Genomic DNA, 15,147 nt, shown 5'->3' with positions numbered 1-15,147 from the left:
TAGTAATAATGCAAATTAGCGAAACTAAATATCAAAAAGAAGTTATTGAGATTCATGAATTTGAATTTGGTAATTTTTTCTATTTTCAAAATTTTGTACTCGCAGAAATTTCTGAAGGAATAAACTTTGACTGGCCCAAAGCAAAGATCATCTTAGACATTGCAAACCGCATTTATCCAATTAATTTTAAACCGCATTACATTTCTAATAAAATAAATAGCTATTCTATAGACCCGACTATTTGGCTAAGAGTCTTTAAAACCAAAAGAAGAATAGACACCTATGTTGTAGTAGACAGCAATCCTTCAGCAAGGTTTAATCTTTTATTTGAAAAACAATTCTTTAAAGGAAAAATAAGAAAGTTTGACACCTTATACGAAGCTATTTCTTGGGCAGAAAGTAATTAATATTCCCAGTAATTTTCTAATTAAGCAGATGATAAAGAAATCCTAAATATTGGTTAACTACGGTTTTAGGCGTGAAAAAATGCCTATTTTAAAAGAGAACTTAAAATTTAAACCAAAATGGATCAGGAAAAATTAGATCAAATGCGATCAACTTTAAACAAGCTAGAAGATATTAAAAACAGCCAAGAAAGTATTATTGATAAAATTAATCATGTAATTACGGATTTATTTCAGCATCCCGATAAAGATCTTGAAAAAGCTATGGAAAAAGCACACCAAAAAGCTTCAGATAATGTAGATGCCATTAGAGAATCGATGGAAGATTATGAGATGCGCATCAATAAATTAGAAAATCAATAAAGCATGTTTATTACAATCTTTTAGTTTAAAATTAACTTTATTGGTTATTTCAAGCCTTAACTTTAAAGTAAAAAGTTGAAGCATGAATTATCTCAACAAAGAAAAAATTGAAGATCTCGAGAAATTATATCGCGTAAATTTAGTCAACAGTTTAAGTGGTTACAAATCTGCTAACTTAATTGCCACAAAATCTAAAGACGAAATTACCAACGTCGCAATTTTTAGCTCAGTAATTCATTTGGGCAGTAATCCTCCTTTACTTGGCTTTATTTTACGGCCGACTTCGGTTGACAGAAATACATATGACAATTTGGTTTCTACACAACAATTTACGGTAAACCACATTCATAAAGATATTATTAAAGATGCGCATCATACCTCTGCAAAATACGACGGTAAAATTTCTGAATTCAATAAAACCGATTTAACAGAAGAATATAAAAAAAGTTTTTATCCGCCATTTGTAAAAGAAGCAAAAATACAAATTGGCTGTAAAATGGTAAACTACTATTTTATTAAAGAGAATAATTGCCGATTAATTATAGGCGAAATCGAGCATCTTTTTTACGAAGACAATATTCAACAAAATGATGGTTGGTTAGATTTAGAAAAAGCGCAAAGCGTAGCCATAAATGGATTAGATGCATATGCAGAAACCCAACTTCTAGACCGTTTTGCTTATGCTAGACCTAATGAGGAGGTAACTTCTATTACAGATGAAAAAAGAAAACCTTCCCACTAAAACTTGTACGGTTTGCCAACGCGAATTTTCTTGGCGAAAAAAATGGGAACGCGATTGGGAAAATGTAAAATATTGCAGTAAAAAATGTCAGAAAAACAAAAACAAAACTGTCACGTAGTTTGGTTTAGAAATGATTTACGAATTCAAGATAATTCATCGCTTACCAACGCAATGAAGACTTCAAAAAAAGTGATTGCAATTTATTGTTTTGATCCAAGACATTTTGAAGAAACTGAATTCGGCTTTAAAAAAACTGGAAAATTTAGAGCTAAATTTTTACTAGAAACTGTAAAAAACCTTCAGCAAAATTTAAAAGAAAAGCTAAATGTAAATTTACTTGTTTATCACGATTATCCTGAAGATGTTTTTAAATCTTTAGCTGAAAAATATTTAATTGAAGAAGTTTTTCTGCAAAGAGAATGGACACAAGAAGAGATCAATGTTCAAAGAAAAGTAGAACAGATTTTACCGAAAGTAAAATTTACGGAAAGCTAGAATCAGTTTTTATTTCATCCAGACGATATTCCGTATGAAAATTTTCAAAATATCCCGGAAATTTTTACCAATTTTAGAAAAAAGTGCGAATATCATGTAAATGTTCGTCCTCCGGAAAAACTCACCTCAACCACAAGATAAAGATTTCTTAGAAGTAAATACCACTAAAATTCCAAGCTTAGAAAATTTAGGCTTAGAAGACTTTCAACAAGATTCGCGAAGTGCATTTCCGTTTAAAGGCGGAGAAGATGAAGCATTAAAAAGAATTCAGCATTATTTTTGGGACACGTGTCAGCTTCAATATTACAAGAAAACGCGAAACGGTTTGGTGGGTGCAGATTATAGTTCTAAACTTTCGGCGTGGTTGGCAAACGGAAGCATTTCAGCAAAAACAATTTATTGGGAGGTTAAAAAATTTGAGAAACAAATCAAAAAAAATCAAAGTACATATTGGCTAATTTTCGAATTAATTTGGCGCGATTATTTTAAATATATTTCATTAAAACACGGCAATAAAATTTTTCAGCTTGGTGGAATTTTAAACAAAAATCTCGATTGGAATAATGACAAAAAAATGCTTCAAGAATGGATTAATGGAAAAACTAAAGAGCCTTTTGTAAATGCAAATATGAAAGAAATTGCTGCTACCGGTTTTATGAGCAATCGCGGCAGACAAAATGTAAACAGTTTTTGGGCTAAAGAATTACAACAAGATTGGCGAATTGGTGCCGCGTATTTTGAGAGTTTACTACTAGATTACGATGTCCACAGCAATTGGGGAAACTGGATGTATAATAGCGGCGTTGGCAATGATCCTCGCGATAGAAAATTTAATATTAAAACACAGGCAAAACGTTACGATCCTGATCAAAAATATCAACAAACTTGGTTAGGCGGACAAAGAGAATTGTTTTAAGCCTTTGAGCAAGAAGATTTCTTGTATTTATAAATACCCGGCATAAAACCAATAAGTAAGCCCTGGCCAATAATATAAGCGTAAATCAAAATATCTTTTGAGATATCAAAAATAAAAGCCGATACAGCTAACCCAACTAGCCAAAACACCATAAAAGTGTAGTAATAAGATTTTTTCATAATGGTAGTTTATTATATGAAGAATAAATGTTGTTTTTGTTACACTAATCAATCATAAAAATATGAAAAAACTTCGACTTCTTCTTGGCGATCAACTCAATTATAAACATTCCTGGTTTTCTTCAACCGATAAAAATACCATTTATTTTTTAGCAGAAATGCGTCAAGAAACCGATTATGTAACGCATCATATTCAAAAAATAGTGGCTTTTTTTGCTTCAATGCGGAATTTTTATCAGCACTTAAAAGAAAATGGACATCAATTAATTTATTATGAAGTTGATGCGAAAGAAAACAAACAGGATTTAGTTGAAAATCTTCAGCAATTGATCGATAAATATGAAATTGAAAAATTTGAATATCAATTACCCGATGAATATCGTTTAGATGAACAACTGAAAAATTTCTGTGCCGATTTAGAAATTGAAACTGAAGTTTTCGATACCGAACATTTTTTTACTTCCCGAACCGATTTAGCCAAATTTTACGAAGGCAAAAAAGAAATGACCATGGAATATTTTTACCGCGATATGCGTAAAAAACATTCCGTTCTCATGCAAAATGAAAAAAATCCGGAAGGCGGAAAATGGAATTTCGATAAAAGCAATCGTAAAAAATGGAAAGGAGATCCTGAAATTCCGCACGAAAAAGGGTTTAGGAAAGATGTTTCAAAAATCGTGAAACAAATTCAGCAGCAAGAGATTAAAACTATTGGAACTATTCAGGAGAAAAATTTTAATTGGCCAACTTCTCGTCCTGATGCGCTAAAAGTTCTGAATTATTTTTGCAAAAACCTCCTTCCCTATTTTGGCGATTATCAAGACGCGATGCATACCGAACAATCCTATCTTTTTCATTCTCGGCTTTCTTTTGCTATGAATTCTAAAATGCTTTCGCCAAAAGAAGTTATTGAAAAAGTAATTGATACCTATCATGAAAATAAGGAAGAAATCGATATTACTCAAGTAGAAGGTTTTGTTCGCCAAATTTTAGGTTGGCGTGAATATATGCGCGGAATTTATTGGAAAGAAATGCCCGGGTACCGAAGAAGCAATAAATTGGATAATCAAAATTCATTACCAGATTTTTATTGGAATGCAGACACAAAATGAATTGTTTGCATCACGCTATAAAGCAAAGTTTAGAGGAAGCCTATGCACATCACATTCAACGTTTAATGATCACGGGGAATTTTGCTCTACTTACTCAAGTTCATCCTAATGAAGTTGACAAATGGTATTTAGGAATTTACATTGATGCAATAGAATGGGTAGAAATGCCCAACACACGAGGAATGAGTCAGTTTGCCGATGGCGGAATTGTAGCTACAAAACCCTATGTTTCCAGTGGAAGCTACATTAATAAAATGAGTAATTATTGTAAAAAATGCCATTATAATGTCAATAAAAAACAAGGCGAAAAAGCTTGTCCTTTCAATTCACTCTATTGGAATTTTTTGGCGGAGAAAAAAGAACATTTTAAAGATAACCAGCGTATGAATATGATGATGAGTTTGCTAAATAAAATGAACCCGGAAACCTTAAAAAAACATCAAGAAAGAGCCCAGAAAATTATAAAAAACCCAAATCAATACTAAATCTTAGTTAATTGAACGTTAAAGACTTACTTGATAAATTCTATTCTCCATACATTTAACACGACTAATCAAAACAAAAGCTATGAGAGATTTAATTTGGCTTATCGTGGTAATTCTTATAATTGGCTGGCTAATCGGGTATTTTGGCTTCGGTGAAGCCGTAGGAAGTTTAATTCATATACTTTTAGTCCTTGCCATTATCGGAATTCTTTATAGATTAGCAACAGGAAGAAAACCTTAAAACTTAATTACTAACTAAACTTAAATTTATGAAACGATTATTTTTAATCCTATTTTGTATGGGAACGTTAGCAACAACATTTACAAGTTGCAGAGAAGACAAAGATGCTGGAGATGAAATTGAAGAAGCTGCAGATGAAGTAGGCGATGAAGCCGAAGATATTGTAGACTAAATTAGACTTCATTTCTTAGTAAACCAGAAGGTTGTTTTAAAAAGTTGGCTGGCATTTTATTTTAATGCATTGTTTGCTTACTTTTAAGACAACCTTTTTTTATGATTAAAAATTCATCTTATGAAAATTAAAATTTTCCTTTCCATTATTATTGTTGCATTGATGAGCTGTAAAAATAATACTGAAAAAACTTCAGAAAAAGCTCCTGAAAAAAATACACCTGCAAAAGAATTTTCCATACTCGAAAAAATTGCAAATGCCCACGGATATCAAAATTGGAAAAATATAAACTCTCTCGAATATACATTTAATGTAGATAGAGATACCAATCATTATGAGCGCTCCTGGAAATGGTGGCCTAAAAAAAACCAAGTAAAAATGATGTCTAAAGAAGACACAATGATGTACACTAGAAACAGTATCGCAGGTACAGAGCTTAAAACCGACAAAGGATTTGTAAATGATAAATACTGGTTACTTTTTCCTTTTCAATTAGTTTGGGATGAAGGCTTTACCCACACTGTTCAACAAAATATAGAAGCACCAATCAGCAGTAAAAAGTTAACTGAAGTCAGTATAAACTACAATAAGCAAAAAGGCTACACCCCTGGCGACACTTATAAGATTTATATAAATGATGACTTTATAATTCAAGAATGGGCTTTTTTCCCAAAAGGACAAGAAACAGCTGCTTTAACAAGTACTTGGGAAGATTATGTGACAAAAAAAGGCTTAAAAATTGCCAAAATGCATAAAAATAAAACCGGCTCTTTTCAGCTTTACTTTTCAAATCTCAAAATTGAATAATCCAATTATAAAAGCAACTGCCAAATTATTCATAAATTTGTAGGAAATCCATTTTTAAGCCTTTAAAATGACAACAACTTCATATGAGAATACTTTGGCATTTGCCAAAGAACAAGATCAAAAAGATCCTTTACATAAATTCAGAAAAGAATTTCACATTCCTACCAATAAAGACGGAAAAGAGCAAGTTTACCTTTGCGGAAATTCGCTTGGTTTACAACCAAAAAACACCCAAAAATACTTACAAGAAGAATTAAATGACTGGAGTAAATTTGGTGTAGAAGGTCATACCGAAGCTAAACATCCTTGGATGCCTTACCACGAATTTTTGACCGAAAAAATGGCGAAAATTGTAGGAGCAAACCCAAGCGAAGTGGTTATGATGAATACCTTAACTACCAACTTACATTTAATGATGGTTTCATTTTACAGACCCACTTCAAAAAAATACAAAATTGTTATTGAAAGTGATGCTTTTCCTTCAGATAAATATGCGATGGAATCGCAAATAGATTTTCACGGATTTGATCCTAAAGAAGGCCTTGTTCAATGGACTCCTAGAGAGGGCGAAGATTTATGCCGATTTGAAGACCTTGAAAAAATAATGAAAGAACACGGCGATGAGGTTGCTTTATTGCTTATTGGTTCTACAAATTATTACACCGGACAATCTTTTCCGATAAAAAAAATCACAGAACTCGGTCACCAACACAATGCGAAAGTAGGAATCGATCTTGCGCACGGCGCGGGAAATATTCAACCAAATTTACATGAGAACGGACCCGATTTTGCGGTTTGGTGTTCTTATAAATATTTAAATAGCGGTCCGGGAAGTTTAGGTGGCTGTTTTGTTCACGACCGTCATGCCAACGATTCCAGCTTAAAACGTTTTGCCGGTTGGTGGGGACATAATAAACAAACGCGTTTTAATATGCGCCAAGAATTTGATTCAATTCCCGGAGCCGAAGGTTGGCAATTAAGTAATCCTCCAATTTTATCGATGGCAGCAATTAGAGCTTCCTTAGATTTATTTGATGAAGCCGGTTTTGAAAATATCAGAAAAAAATCGGTTGAACTTACCGGGTATTTAGAATTCTTACTACAAGAAATTGAAGGCGACCAAATTGAAATTATTACACCTAGAAATCCTGAAGAAAGAGGTTGTCAACTTTCCATAAAAGTTAAAAATGCCAATAAAGAATTATTCAATAAATTGATGAATGCCGGCGTTATAGCCGACTGGCGAGAACCTAACGTGATTAGAATTGCCCCTGCTCCTATTTATAATTCTTATGAAGATGTTTACAATATGGTTTCAATTTTAAAAGAATTACTCTAATGGAAAAGCAAGAAAAAATTCTAATTATTGGCGCAGGTTTATGTGGTTCGCTACTTGCTTTACGATTAGCACAACGCGGCTATGAAATTGATTTAGTTGAAAAAAGACCCGATTTAAGAAAAACCGATATCGCCGCCGGAAGATCTATAAACCTAGCTTTTTCTAACCGCGGAATTAAAGCTATGAAATTAGTCGGTTTAGAAAAAAAAGCATTGGATATTTGTATTCCGATGAACGGAAGAATGATTCACAATACCGAAAGTGAAACATTTTTATCGCCCTACAGTGGTTTAGAAGAAGAATATATCAATTCCATTTCCAGAACAGATCTTAACGCTTTGTTGCTAGATGAAGCTGAAAAAATGCCCAACGTAACTATTAGCTTCAACAAAGACTGCAAAAAAGTTAATTTAGAAAAAGGCAGCGCAGAATTTCAAGATTATAATACAAAAGAAAAAATTACTAAAACCGGTTCAATTGTTATTGGTACCGATGGTGCTGGATCTTCACTTCGGAAAAGTATGATGGAAGATCGCGGATTTTTATTCAGTTTTAGTCAAGATTATTTACAACACGGCTATAAAGAATTATCTATTTCAGCTGATAAAAACGGAGATTTTCAATTGTATAAAAACGCTTTGCATATTTGGCCGAGGGGAGAAAATATGGTTATTGCTTTACCAAATTTAGATGGAAGTTTTACCGTAACACTTTTCCTTTCTTATGAAGAAGGCGAATACAATTTTAAAAATTTAACCTCAGCAGAAAAAGTTGAAGAGTATTTTGAAAAATTTTATCCTGATGCTTTAAAACTTATGCCAACTTTAGCTGAAGAATTTTTTGAAAATCCAACCGGCCCTTTAGGAACGGTAAAATGTTCTCCTTGGCATAGCTACGGAAAAACGCTCTTAATGGGCGATGCCGCTCACGCAATTGTTCCGTTTTACGGACAAGGAATGAATGCTTCTTTTGAAGATGTGGTTGTTTTTGATGAAATTTTAGATCAGCATAACGGCGATTGGAACGAAACTTTTAAACGCTATCAAAAAGAACGTAAAAAAGATACCGATGCCATTGCAGATTTAGCGATCGATAATTTCCATGAAATGAAAGAACACACGGCTGCGCCAATTTTTCAGCAAAAAAGAAAACTAGAAACAGCCTTAGAAGAAGAATTTCCAGCAGAATATGCTTCAAAATATAGATTGGTAACTTTTCAAGAAGAAATTGGTTATCAAGAAGCCATGCAACGTGGTCGAGCACAAGATAAAGCAATGTTGAAATTAATTTCTGATGGAAAAATATCTGATGATATTTCGCTAGAAGAAAAACTAAAACTCGTAAAAAAAGAAACAGAAAACATTTTACAAAGCAATAATTTAACTTCGTTTTAATTTACAAAGTGAAGGTTTATAGCTGTTTTCTCGCAATAAAATAACTCTAACAACATGACAAATCAAGAAATAGCAGAAATTTTAGACCAAGCTGCCAGGCAGGCAAAACCTACCAAACAAATGGCAGAAGCGCATGAAGTTTCATTAGATGCGGCTTATGATATTCAACGAATTTCCATTGGAAAAAGAATAGATCGCGGAGAAAAAGTAACCGGTTTTAAACTTGGCTTTACAAGCCGCGCAAAAATGGAACAAATGGGCGTTCACGATCTTATTTGGGGAATTTTAACCGATGAAATGAAAATTAATCCTGATGAAGAAGTCAATCTAGATCGTTGGATTCATCCACGTGCAGAACCGGAAATTGCTTTTAGAATTAGTAAAGATATCGAAGAGTCAATCAGTTTAAACGACATTCCGAATTATATCGATAAAATGGCTCCGGCCTTAGAAATTATCGATTCACGCTATGAGAATTTTAAATTTTCGTTAGAAGATGTGGTGGCCGATAATTGTTCTTCTACCGGTTATGTAATTGGCGATTGGCAAGATTTAAAAACTGAAATCAATGATCTTTCTATTGATTTAAATATTAATACTGAAACGGTTCAAGAAGGGAAAACAGCCGCTATATTAAACAATCCGCTTCAATCAGTCGTAGAATTAAGTAGGTTAGCTTCTAAAGCAGATTTAGTGGTTAAAAAAGGACAAGTAGTTTTAGCCGGTGCTGCAACAGCTGCCGTTTATCTTGATAAAAATCAAACTATTGAAGCGAATATTGAGCAGTTAGGAAGTGTTTCATTCAAAACAAAATAAACTATGAGTACAGGAAAAGTTATTGAAGGAAAAGCAAAACCAAGAGGAAAATTTCCACACGTAAAACGCGTAGGTGATTTTATTTATGTTTCAGGAACAAGCTCAAGAAGACCCGATAATTCTTTTGAAGGTGTTGAAGTTGACGAATTTGGAACTACAAATCTTGATATCAATAAACAAACCGCTGCGGTATTAGAAAATATTGACAGTATTTTAAAAGAAGAAGGCGCGAGCTTAAAAGATGTAGTTGATGTGACCAGCTTCTTGGTTAATATGAACGATTTTAAAGGTTATAATGAAACCTACGGGAAGTTTTTTGAGCCTGAAACCGGACCAACCAGAACTACGGTGGCGGTTCATCAATTGCCGCATCCGCATTTATTAATTGAAATTAAAGTGGTTGCCTATAAGAAACAAGCTTACGCCGGACATTAATTTTTAAAGTGAGTATACAAATTAAATCCTGTAGGAAATTTTCTTACGGGATTTTTTATTAGAATTGTTTCCATATTAAATTAACCACTTCCATCGCATAATTAAACGGAATAATATATTCTAAACATAGAAAGTGGAAAAAAGAAAATATCCCTACCAATACAAAATTCAGTTTATTTTTATAGCATAGTATAAACGAACTTAAAATAAGAATTGATATAATTGTAATAATCAAGAATCTATTCGGAACAATGTAATACCCCCCACTACAAAGTTTAGGTTGAAAAATTACAGGAAATAAAATAGAGCCAATACCTGCCAAAAAAGTAATCCATAAACTGTCAAATAAAAGTTGACAATCTGATTTTCTCCTCAAATAGAAAAGTCCCAATAATACAAACGCACATACCAGTACAGTTGCATAGATAGATGAGAAATTTATTCCATTTAGAAAGTAGTATTCTCCTATGAATGCTAAAAAAATACTGAGCAAAATTATTAGGAAAGACGCTAATAAATTTACTTTCACCCAATACAAAATCAGATTAGTATTTTTTTTCATATTCTAAAGATAGAAAAAATTCACATTATTATTTTTATGAAAAAATTTAAGCTTAAGAAAATGGAGCTTCATACATCATGAAATTTTATATTTGTAAAAAACCACAAGAAGCATGCAACGCATAAAAAACTATATAAACGGAGAGTTTTGTACTCCATCTTCAGATAAATGGCTCGATAATTATAATCCGGCAAAAGGCGAAGTATACAGTCAACTCCCTAATAGTCAAAAAGAAGATGTAGAAAAAGCGGTTATGGCTGCAAAAAAAGCTTTTCCTGCTTGGTCTGCAACTTCTTTAGAAGAACGTAGCCAATGGATGCATAAAATTGCTGATGCTATTGAAAATAAATTGGTTTTGCTTGCAGAAGCAGAATCTAAAGACAACGGAAAACCGCTCTCTTTGGCTTTGGCTGTAGATATTCCCAGAGCGATGAGCAACTTTCGTTTTTATGCCAATGCATTAACGCAATTTGCTAGTGAAGCGCATGAAAGCGTAGGGAAAAACACCATCAATTTTACCTTAAGAAAACCGCTTGGTGTTGTCGGTTGTATTTCTCCCTGGAATCTCCCACTCTATTTATTCAGTTGGAAAATCGCTCCGGCTTTAGCCGCAGGAAACTGTGTAGTTGCAAAACCTAGTGAAGTTACCCCGATGACTTCTTATTTATTATCAGAAATTTGTAAAGAAATTGACTTTCCTGAAGGCGTTTTAAATATTGTTCACGGTTTAGGTGCAAATTGTGGTCAAGCTATTGTTGAGCATCCACAGATAAAAGCAATTTCATTTACCGGTGGCACGAAAACCGGAGAGCATATTGCTCGAACTGCCGCTCCAATGTTTAAAAAATTATCCTTAGAATTAGGCGGAAAAAACCCAAACCTAATTTTTGCTGATTGCAATTACGATAAAATGCTTAAAACCACTGTAAAGTCATCTTTTGCCAATCAAGGGCAGATCTGTTTATGTGGTTCTAGAATTTTTGTAGAAGAAAAAATCTACGATCAATTTAAAGATGATTTTGTTAAAGCTGTAAAAAAATTAAAAGTTGGTGATCCTTCAGATGCCAAAAGTGATTTAGGTGCTTTGGTTTCTAAAGAACATTTAGAAAAAGTACAAGGTTATATTGAAGGTGCTAAAGATCAAGAAGCAACAATTTTATGCGGCGGTAAGCCTGTAAAAGTTGATGGTCATGAAAATGGTTATTATTTAGAACCTACAATTATTGAAGTGAAATCAAATCACTGCAAATTAAACCAAGAAGAAATTTTTGGTCCGGTTGTAACTATGATGCCTTTTAAATCTGAAGAACAAGCGCTAGAATTTGCGAACGATGTTCGCTATGGTTTATCTTCTACAATTTGGACTTCAAATATCGATCGCGCTATGCGTTTAAGCAATTCAATTGAAGCCGGAATTGTTTGGGTAAATACGTGGTTAAATCGAGATTTAAGAACGCCTTTTGGTGGTTCTAAAGATAGCGGCGTAGGTCGCGAAGGCGGTTTTGAAGCGCTTAAGTTTTTTACCGAGCCAAAAAATATTTGCATTAGTTACGAAGCTTACTAAAATTAAAAAAAATGAAAAGAAAATTACGTATAAACGGTCATTCACATTTATTGCCCTATCCGGAAGAAATTCCGCAATTCATGAAAGACAAAGAGATTTTCTGGGTAGATGACGAACGAAAATATATGCTTCAAAAAAATTGGCGTAGACCCGTAACTGATTCTAGTTTTTTCTTAGATGAAAAATTAGAATGGATGGAGCGTTTTAAAATAGATCACGCAGTTGTTTTAAACCTTTCGCAACTTTACGGAAATGGCTTGCGTGTTGAAGAAATGAAAAAAGCACTGCGTTTTCAAAATGATTTTAACGCAAAAGTTCAGCACGATCATCCTTCAAAATTCACATGTGGTTTTGTAGTTCATCCGGGATTTGTACAAAGTGCTTTATGGGAAATCGAGCGTTGTGTTGAAGAATTAGATATGCGTTTATTGTGTCTCCCAACGCACTATATGGACACCATCGGAACTTGGCGTTGTATTTTTGATGAAGAAAATGAACCCATTTTTGAATTGGCAAGTAAATACAATTTGGCCGTAGAAGTTCATCCGTACGACGGCGAAAAATTTATAAATCTTGAAAATACTGCTTGGCGTTTTCATTTAATTTGGATGTTGGCACAATGTGCCGATGCTTATCACTTTTTAACTTTAAACGGTTATCCCGATAAATATCCTGATATGCGTGTTTGCTTTGCGCACGGCGGACAATTAGCACAAATTAATTTAGGAAGAAGAATACAAGGTTTTGATGGAAGACCCGATTTATTTGAAGGTAAAACGCATCCGAGAAAATCAGTAGGACATAAAAATATTTTCTTCGATACCTTGGTTCACGATACCGGTTCTTTAAAATTATTGGTCGAAAACCAAAAACCCGAACAAATTATCATGGGCTTAGACGATCCTTATCCGCTAGGTGAAATGGAAAATGAACCACAATCTTCTTATCCAGGAAAAATTTTAGATTTAGCGGTAGAACGAGATATTATTAGCCCACAAGAATTTGATGATATTTGGGAAAATAATGTCATTAGATGGCTTTGTGGAGAGGATAAACAAAAAGAGGAAAAGTTGCTTAACCGAATTTTATCATAATGGATTTTTTACCGCAAGAAATAGAAAATTATGCTGAACAGCATTCGCAACAAGAACCTGAATTATTAGCTAAATTAAGTCGAGAAACACATCAAAAAGTTTTACAACCACGCATGTTGAGTGGTCATTTTCAAGGAAGACTGCTCAGCATGATTTCAAAATTAACCCGTCCAAAATCTATTTTAGAAATTGGCACATACACTGGTTATTCAGCTTTATGTTTGGCTGAAGGGCTTCAAGAAAATGGAAAATTAATTACAATAGACAGAAATGAAGAGCTGTACGATTTTCAGCGAAAATATTTTGATTTATCGTCTTGGCAGAATCAAATTCAGCAAAAAGTTGGCAATGCTTTAAAAATCATTCCTGAATTAACCGAAAAATTCGATCTTGTTTTTATTGATGCTGATAAACAAAATTATCCTAAATATTTTGAACTCATTGTCCCAAAGATGAATTCTGGCGGATTAATCCTTTCTGATAATGTGCTATGGAGTGGCAAAGTGGTTGAAAAGTTAAACCCGGGCGATAAAGACACCGAAATGCTTTTAGAGTATAACCGTCTAATAAATGATGATAAACGAGTAGAAACCGTATTGCTACCTATAAGAGACGGTTTGAGTTTAACACGCGTGTTATAACTTGTACTTTTCCTTTAACAAATTTAAATGATGTTGATTGTGACCAGCAATCATCCATCCTAAAATTCTAGGGCTTAATTCTATATCTTTATAAGGAGCTTTAAAATCAAGTAAACTTGTATTTGAAGTTTTAATTAATTGAATACTAGCATTTCTCACAGCAAAAAACTCTTCTAAAAGAGCCTCTACAGAAAGTGATATTTGTTCATTTTCAACTAACAATTCTCTGTCAAAAGCTAAAAGTTCTGTAGCATCTCCTCTATTTAATCGTAAAAAACGATAGGATAAAATTCGCTCACAGTCAGTAATGTGATGCAAAACTTGTTTTACAGTCCATTTTTCGGGTGAGTATTTATAATTTGCTTGTTCGGCTGTAATCCCTTTAAGGAGTGACTTGGTATTGTCTCGTGATTCCTTTAATGAAATCAACAATTCGTCTGCAGTAGCCGCTTGTAAATATGGATAAAAAAATAGATTCTTATTATCTATTTTAGGTTTAAATATGCTCATTTTTCCGAAGATATTTTTTTACAACTACATAAACCATATAAGCAACAAGCACTCCCAGTAAGGCACCAACTGCAATATCTGCGGGATAGTGAACACCAACATAAATTCGGCTAGAGGCGAATAAAATAGGCCATATATATAAAATATAAATCCATTTAAAGTGTTTGCGCAATACAAGAACAATAAATGTTGAGATAGCCATAGAAGTTGAAGTATGACCAGAAACAAAGCTATAATAAGTTGGCTCTTGTAATATGCGAATAACCTCTTGTAACTCTGTTACATTATTAGGTCGAATTCTGGCTACCGAAGCTTTTATTAGACGTGTCAACCCAAAAGTGATTAAAAAACTTGATAAGTAACCTCCTAAAACAATTAAAGAAGCTTTTTTTGAATATGCTTTTATAATAAGTAAAAAAAGAATAATGTAAAGAAGGATCCAATTTTCTTCTTGTGTAACCCAAATCCAGAAAGAATCAAACCGTTCTACTCCTAAGCTGTTCAAGTAGATAAAAAGTTCGCGATCCCATTCTTTTAATTGTTCAAGCATTAAGGTTTACGCTTTATAGAACCGGTAATTTCTTCAATATCATCTTTTACCTTGCTAACTTCTTCCTTGATATTATTACCGCCTCCGTGATCTAAATGCTTTTCGGCACTATTGGTTATTTCTGTCTTAATATCATTAGTAGCATTTTTTATTGTTTTCATGCCTTTTCCCAATCCTCTGGCAATTTCAGGGATTTTATCGGCACCAAAAACCATGACTAAAATAAAGATTATAAAACCTATTTCAGTTCCGCTTATAAATAATGGAAGAGTTATCATAAGACAAATATAATTACTAATTGTTTTATAAAAAAAGCTGACTCGTTA

20 protein-coding genes and 1 pseudogene are annotated in these 15,147 nt (G+C 33.3%); 17 read left to right on the top strand and 4 right to left on the bottom strand.

Annotated elements, in window-relative coordinates; translation table 11 throughout:
• Positions 1 to 8: 8 nt before the first annotated feature.
• From D9R05_RS10200 to D9R05_RS15730, 6 genes are all read left to right on the top strand, one after another.
• On the top strand, positions 9 to 407 hold the full coding sequence (locus tag D9R05_RS10200; RefSeq protein ID WP_121667124.1) for a hypothetical protein: 399 nt from the start codon (positions 9 to 11) through the stop codon (positions 405 to 407).
• 117 nt (positions 408 to 524) lie between these two features.
• On the top strand, positions 525 to 767 hold the full coding sequence (locus tag D9R05_RS10195; protein ID WP_121667123.1) for a hypothetical protein: 243 nt from the start codon (positions 525 to 527) through the stop codon (positions 765 to 767).
• Positions 768 to 849: 82 nt separating this feature from the next.
• On the top strand, positions 850 to 1,509 hold the full coding sequence (locus D9R05_RS10190) for a flavin reductase family protein (RefSeq protein WP_121667122.1): 660 nt from the start codon (positions 850 to 852) through the stop codon (positions 1,507 to 1,509).
• Entirely contained in the window at positions 1,484 to 1,627 is a 144-nt protein-coding gene (locus D9R05_RS10185) for a DUF2256 domain-containing protein (RefSeq protein WP_121667121.1), read from the top strand. The genes D9R05_RS10190 and D9R05_RS10185 overlap by 26 nt, the downstream gene beginning before the upstream one ends.
• Positions 1,594 to 2,004 (top strand): deoxyribodipyrimidine photo-lyase, encoded by a 411-nt coding sequence (locus D9R05_RS15735; protein WP_317124598.1) that lies wholly within the window; start codon positions 1,594 to 1,596, stop codon positions 2,002 to 2,004. Before D9R05_RS10185 ends, D9R05_RS15735 begins: the two co-directional genes overlap by 34 nt.
• A 100-nt stretch (positions 2,005 to 2,104) precedes the next feature.
• Positions 2,105 to 2,920 (top strand): DASH family cryptochrome, encoded by an 816-nt coding sequence (locus D9R05_RS15730; RefSeq protein WP_317124597.1) that lies wholly within the window; start codon positions 2,105 to 2,107, stop codon positions 2,918 to 2,920.
• Here D9R05_RS15730 and D9R05_RS10175 read toward each other — a convergent pair.
• The gene (locus D9R05_RS10175) at positions 2,917 to 3,099 is read right to left on the bottom strand and encodes a hypothetical protein (protein ID WP_121667120.1); all 183 of its coding nucleotides are present in this window, start codon (positions 3,097 to 3,099) and stop codon (positions 2,917 to 2,919) included. The two genes, D9R05_RS15730 and D9R05_RS10175, sit on opposite strands and share 4 nt — an antisense overlap.
• 62 nt (positions 3,100 to 3,161) lie before the next feature.
• Between D9R05_RS10175 and D9R05_RS10170 the strand changes: the two are divergent.
• The 11 genes and pseudogenes from D9R05_RS10170 to D9R05_RS10120 all read left to right on the top strand — a co-directional run bounded on the left by D9R05_RS10170 (position 3,162) and on the right by D9R05_RS10120 (position 13,761).
• Positions 3,162 to 4,696: pseudogene (locus D9R05_RS10170) on the top strand (cryptochrome/photolyase family protein).
• Between the two features lie 82 nt (positions 4,697 to 4,778).
• The gene (locus tag D9R05_RS10165; protein ID WP_121667119.1) at positions 4,779 to 4,937 is read left to right on the top strand and encodes a lmo0937 family membrane protein; all 159 of its coding nucleotides are present in this window, start codon (positions 4,779 to 4,781) and stop codon (positions 4,935 to 4,937) included.
• A gap of 28 nt (positions 4,938 to 4,965) precedes the next feature.
• A complete protein-coding gene (locus tag D9R05_RS15515) occupies positions 4,966 to 5,109 on the top strand; it encodes a hypothetical protein (protein ID WP_162984948.1) in 144 nt (47 codons plus the stop codon).
• Positions 5,110 to 5,229: 120 nt separating this feature from the next.
• Positions 5,230 to 5,916 carry a hypothetical protein gene (locus D9R05_RS10160; RefSeq protein WP_240463025.1) on the top strand — a complete coding sequence of 229 codons (687 nt, stop codon included), beginning with the start codon at positions 5,230 to 5,232 and terminating at the stop codon, positions 5,914 to 5,916.
• Between the two features lie 67 nt (positions 5,917 to 5,983).
• Positions 5,984 to 7,255 carry a kynureninase gene (kynU, locus tag D9R05_RS10155; RefSeq protein WP_121667118.1) on the top strand — a complete coding sequence of 424 codons (1,272 nt, stop codon included), beginning with the start codon at positions 5,984 to 5,986 and terminating at the stop codon, positions 7,253 to 7,255.
• Positions 7,255 to 8,649, top strand: coding sequence for an FAD-dependent oxidoreductase (locus tag D9R05_RS10150; RefSeq protein WP_121667117.1), 1,395 nt, complete (start codon positions 7,255 to 7,257; stop codon positions 8,647 to 8,649). The genes kynU and D9R05_RS10150 overlap by 1 nt, the downstream gene beginning before the upstream one ends.
• A gap of 54 nt (positions 8,650 to 8,703) precedes the next feature.
• Positions 8,704 to 9,465 carry a 2-keto-4-pentenoate hydratase gene (locus D9R05_RS10145; RefSeq protein WP_121667116.1) on the top strand — a complete coding sequence of 254 codons (762 nt, stop codon included), beginning with the start codon at positions 8,704 to 8,706 and terminating at the stop codon, positions 9,463 to 9,465.
• A 3-nt stretch (positions 9,466 to 9,468) separates the two neighbouring features.
• Positions 9,469 to 9,900, top strand: coding sequence for a RidA family protein (locus tag D9R05_RS10140; protein ID WP_121667115.1), 432 nt, complete (start codon positions 9,469 to 9,471; stop codon positions 9,898 to 9,900).
• Positions 9,901 to 10,574: 674 nt separating this feature from the next.
• Positions 10,575 to 12,026 carry an aldehyde dehydrogenase gene (locus D9R05_RS10130; protein ID WP_121667113.1) on the top strand — a complete coding sequence of 484 codons (1,452 nt, stop codon included), beginning with the start codon at positions 10,575 to 10,577 and terminating at the stop codon, positions 12,024 to 12,026.
• Between the two features lie 11 nt (positions 12,027 to 12,037).
• Positions 12,038 to 13,120: an amidohydrolase family protein gene (locus tag D9R05_RS10125; RefSeq protein ID WP_121667112.1), complete on the top strand. Its 1,083-nt coding sequence runs from the start codon at positions 12,038 to 12,040 to the stop codon at positions 13,118 to 13,120.
• Entirely contained in the window at positions 13,120 to 13,761 is a 642-nt protein-coding gene (locus D9R05_RS10120; RefSeq protein ID WP_121667111.1) for an O-methyltransferase, read from the top strand. Before D9R05_RS10125 ends, D9R05_RS10120 begins: the two co-directional genes overlap by 1 nt.
• Here D9R05_RS10120 and D9R05_RS10115 read toward each other — a convergent pair.
• From D9R05_RS10115 to D9R05_RS10105, 3 genes are read right to left on the bottom strand one after another with little or no spacing between them, the layout of a single operon-like run.
• Positions 13,756 to 14,271: a DinB family protein gene (locus tag D9R05_RS10115; RefSeq protein ID WP_121667110.1), complete on the bottom strand. Its 516-nt coding sequence runs from the start codon at positions 14,269 to 14,271 to the stop codon at positions 13,756 to 13,758. The genes D9R05_RS10120 and D9R05_RS10115 overlap by 6 nt on opposite strands.
• Positions 14,258 to 14,821, bottom strand: a complete 564-nt coding sequence (locus D9R05_RS10110) for a phosphatase PAP2 family protein (RefSeq protein ID WP_121667109.1) — start codon at positions 14,819 to 14,821, stop codon at positions 14,258 to 14,260. Before D9R05_RS10110 ends, D9R05_RS10115 begins: the two co-directional genes overlap by 14 nt.
• Positions 14,821 to 15,099: a Sec-independent protein translocase subunit TatA/TatB gene (locus D9R05_RS10105; protein WP_121667108.1), complete on the bottom strand. Its 279-nt coding sequence runs from the start codon at positions 15,097 to 15,099 to the stop codon at positions 14,821 to 14,823. Before D9R05_RS10105 ends, D9R05_RS10110 begins: the two co-directional genes overlap by 1 nt.
• Positions 15,100 to 15,147 lie beyond the last annotated feature (48 nt).

This window comes from Mesonia aquimarina (genome assembly GCF_003667275.1).
Classification (GTDB): domain Bacteria; phylum Bacteroidota; class Bacteroidia; order Flavobacteriales; family Flavobacteriaceae; genus Mesonia; species Mesonia aquimarina.
The sequence above is the reverse complement of the archived record's forward strand: the minus strand, read 5'-3'. Positions and strand labels throughout refer to the sequence as shown.

What these genes read in the sequence shown, in the direction of transcription:
- D9R05_RS10200 (WP_121667124.1), top strand. Translation starts at nt 9, where the DNA reads ATGCAAATTAGCGAAACTAAATATCAAAAAGAAGTTATTGAGATTCAT.
- D9R05_RS10195 (WP_121667123.1), top strand. Translation starts at nt 525, where the DNA reads ATGGATCAGGAAAAATTAGATCAAATGCGATCAACTTTAAACAAGCTA.
- D9R05_RS10190 (WP_121667122.1), top strand. Translation starts at nt 850, where the DNA reads ATGAATTATCTCAACAAAGAAAAAATTGAAGATCTCGAGAAATTATAT.
- D9R05_RS10185 (WP_121667121.1), top strand. Translation starts at nt 1,484, where the DNA reads ATGAAAAAAGAAAACCTTCCCACTAAAACTTGTACGGTTTGCCAACGC.
- D9R05_RS15735 (WP_317124598.1), top strand. Translation starts at nt 1,594, where the DNA reads ATGTCAGAAAAACAAAAACAAAACTGTCACGTAGTTTGGTTTAGAAAT.
- D9R05_RS15730 (WP_317124597.1), top strand. Translation starts at nt 2,105, where the DNA reads ATGTTCGTCCTCCGGAAAAACTCACCTCAACCACAAGATAAAGATTTC.
- D9R05_RS10175 (WP_121667120.1), bottom strand. Translation starts at nt 3,099, where the DNA reads ATGAAAAAATCTTATTACTACACTTTTATGGTGTTTTGGCTAGTTGGG.
- D9R05_RS10165 (WP_121667119.1), top strand. Translation starts at nt 4,779, where the DNA reads ATGAGAGATTTAATTTGGCTTATCGTGGTAATTCTTATAATTGGCTGG.
- D9R05_RS15515 (WP_162984948.1), top strand. Translation starts at nt 4,966, where the DNA reads ATGAAACGATTATTTTTAATCCTATTTTGTATGGGAACGTTAGCAACA.
- D9R05_RS10160 (WP_240463025.1), top strand. Translation starts at nt 5,230, where the DNA reads ATGAAAATTAAAATTTTCCTTTCCATTATTATTGTTGCATTGATGAGC.
- kynU (WP_121667118.1), top strand. Translation starts at nt 5,984, where the DNA reads ATGACAACAACTTCATATGAGAATACTTTGGCATTTGCCAAAGAACAA.
- D9R05_RS10150 (WP_121667117.1), top strand. Translation starts at nt 7,255, where the DNA reads ATGGAAAAGCAAGAAAAAATTCTAATTATTGGCGCAGGTTTATGTGGT.
- D9R05_RS10145 (WP_121667116.1), top strand. Translation starts at nt 8,704, where the DNA reads ATGACAAATCAAGAAATAGCAGAAATTTTAGACCAAGCTGCCAGGCAG.
- D9R05_RS10140 (WP_121667115.1), top strand. Translation starts at nt 9,469, where the DNA reads ATGAGTACAGGAAAAGTTATTGAAGGAAAAGCAAAACCAAGAGGAAAA.
- D9R05_RS10130 (WP_121667113.1), top strand. Translation starts at nt 10,575, where the DNA reads ATGCAACGCATAAAAAACTATATAAACGGAGAGTTTTGTACTCCATCT.
- D9R05_RS10125 (WP_121667112.1), top strand. Translation starts at nt 12,038, where the DNA reads ATGAAAAGAAAATTACGTATAAACGGTCATTCACATTTATTGCCCTAT.
- D9R05_RS10120 (WP_121667111.1), top strand. Translation starts at nt 13,120, where the DNA reads ATGGATTTTTTACCGCAAGAAATAGAAAATTATGCTGAACAGCATTCG.
- D9R05_RS10115 (WP_121667110.1), bottom strand. Translation starts at nt 14,271, where the DNA reads ATGAGCATATTTAAACCTAAAATAGATAATAAGAATCTATTTTTTTAT.
- D9R05_RS10110 (WP_121667109.1), bottom strand. Translation starts at nt 14,821, where the DNA reads ATGCTTGAACAATTAAAAGAATGGGATCGCGAACTTTTTATCTACTTG.
- D9R05_RS10105 (WP_121667108.1), bottom strand. Translation starts at nt 15,099, where the DNA reads ATGATAACTCTTCCATTATTTATAAGCGGAACTGAAATAGGTTTTATA.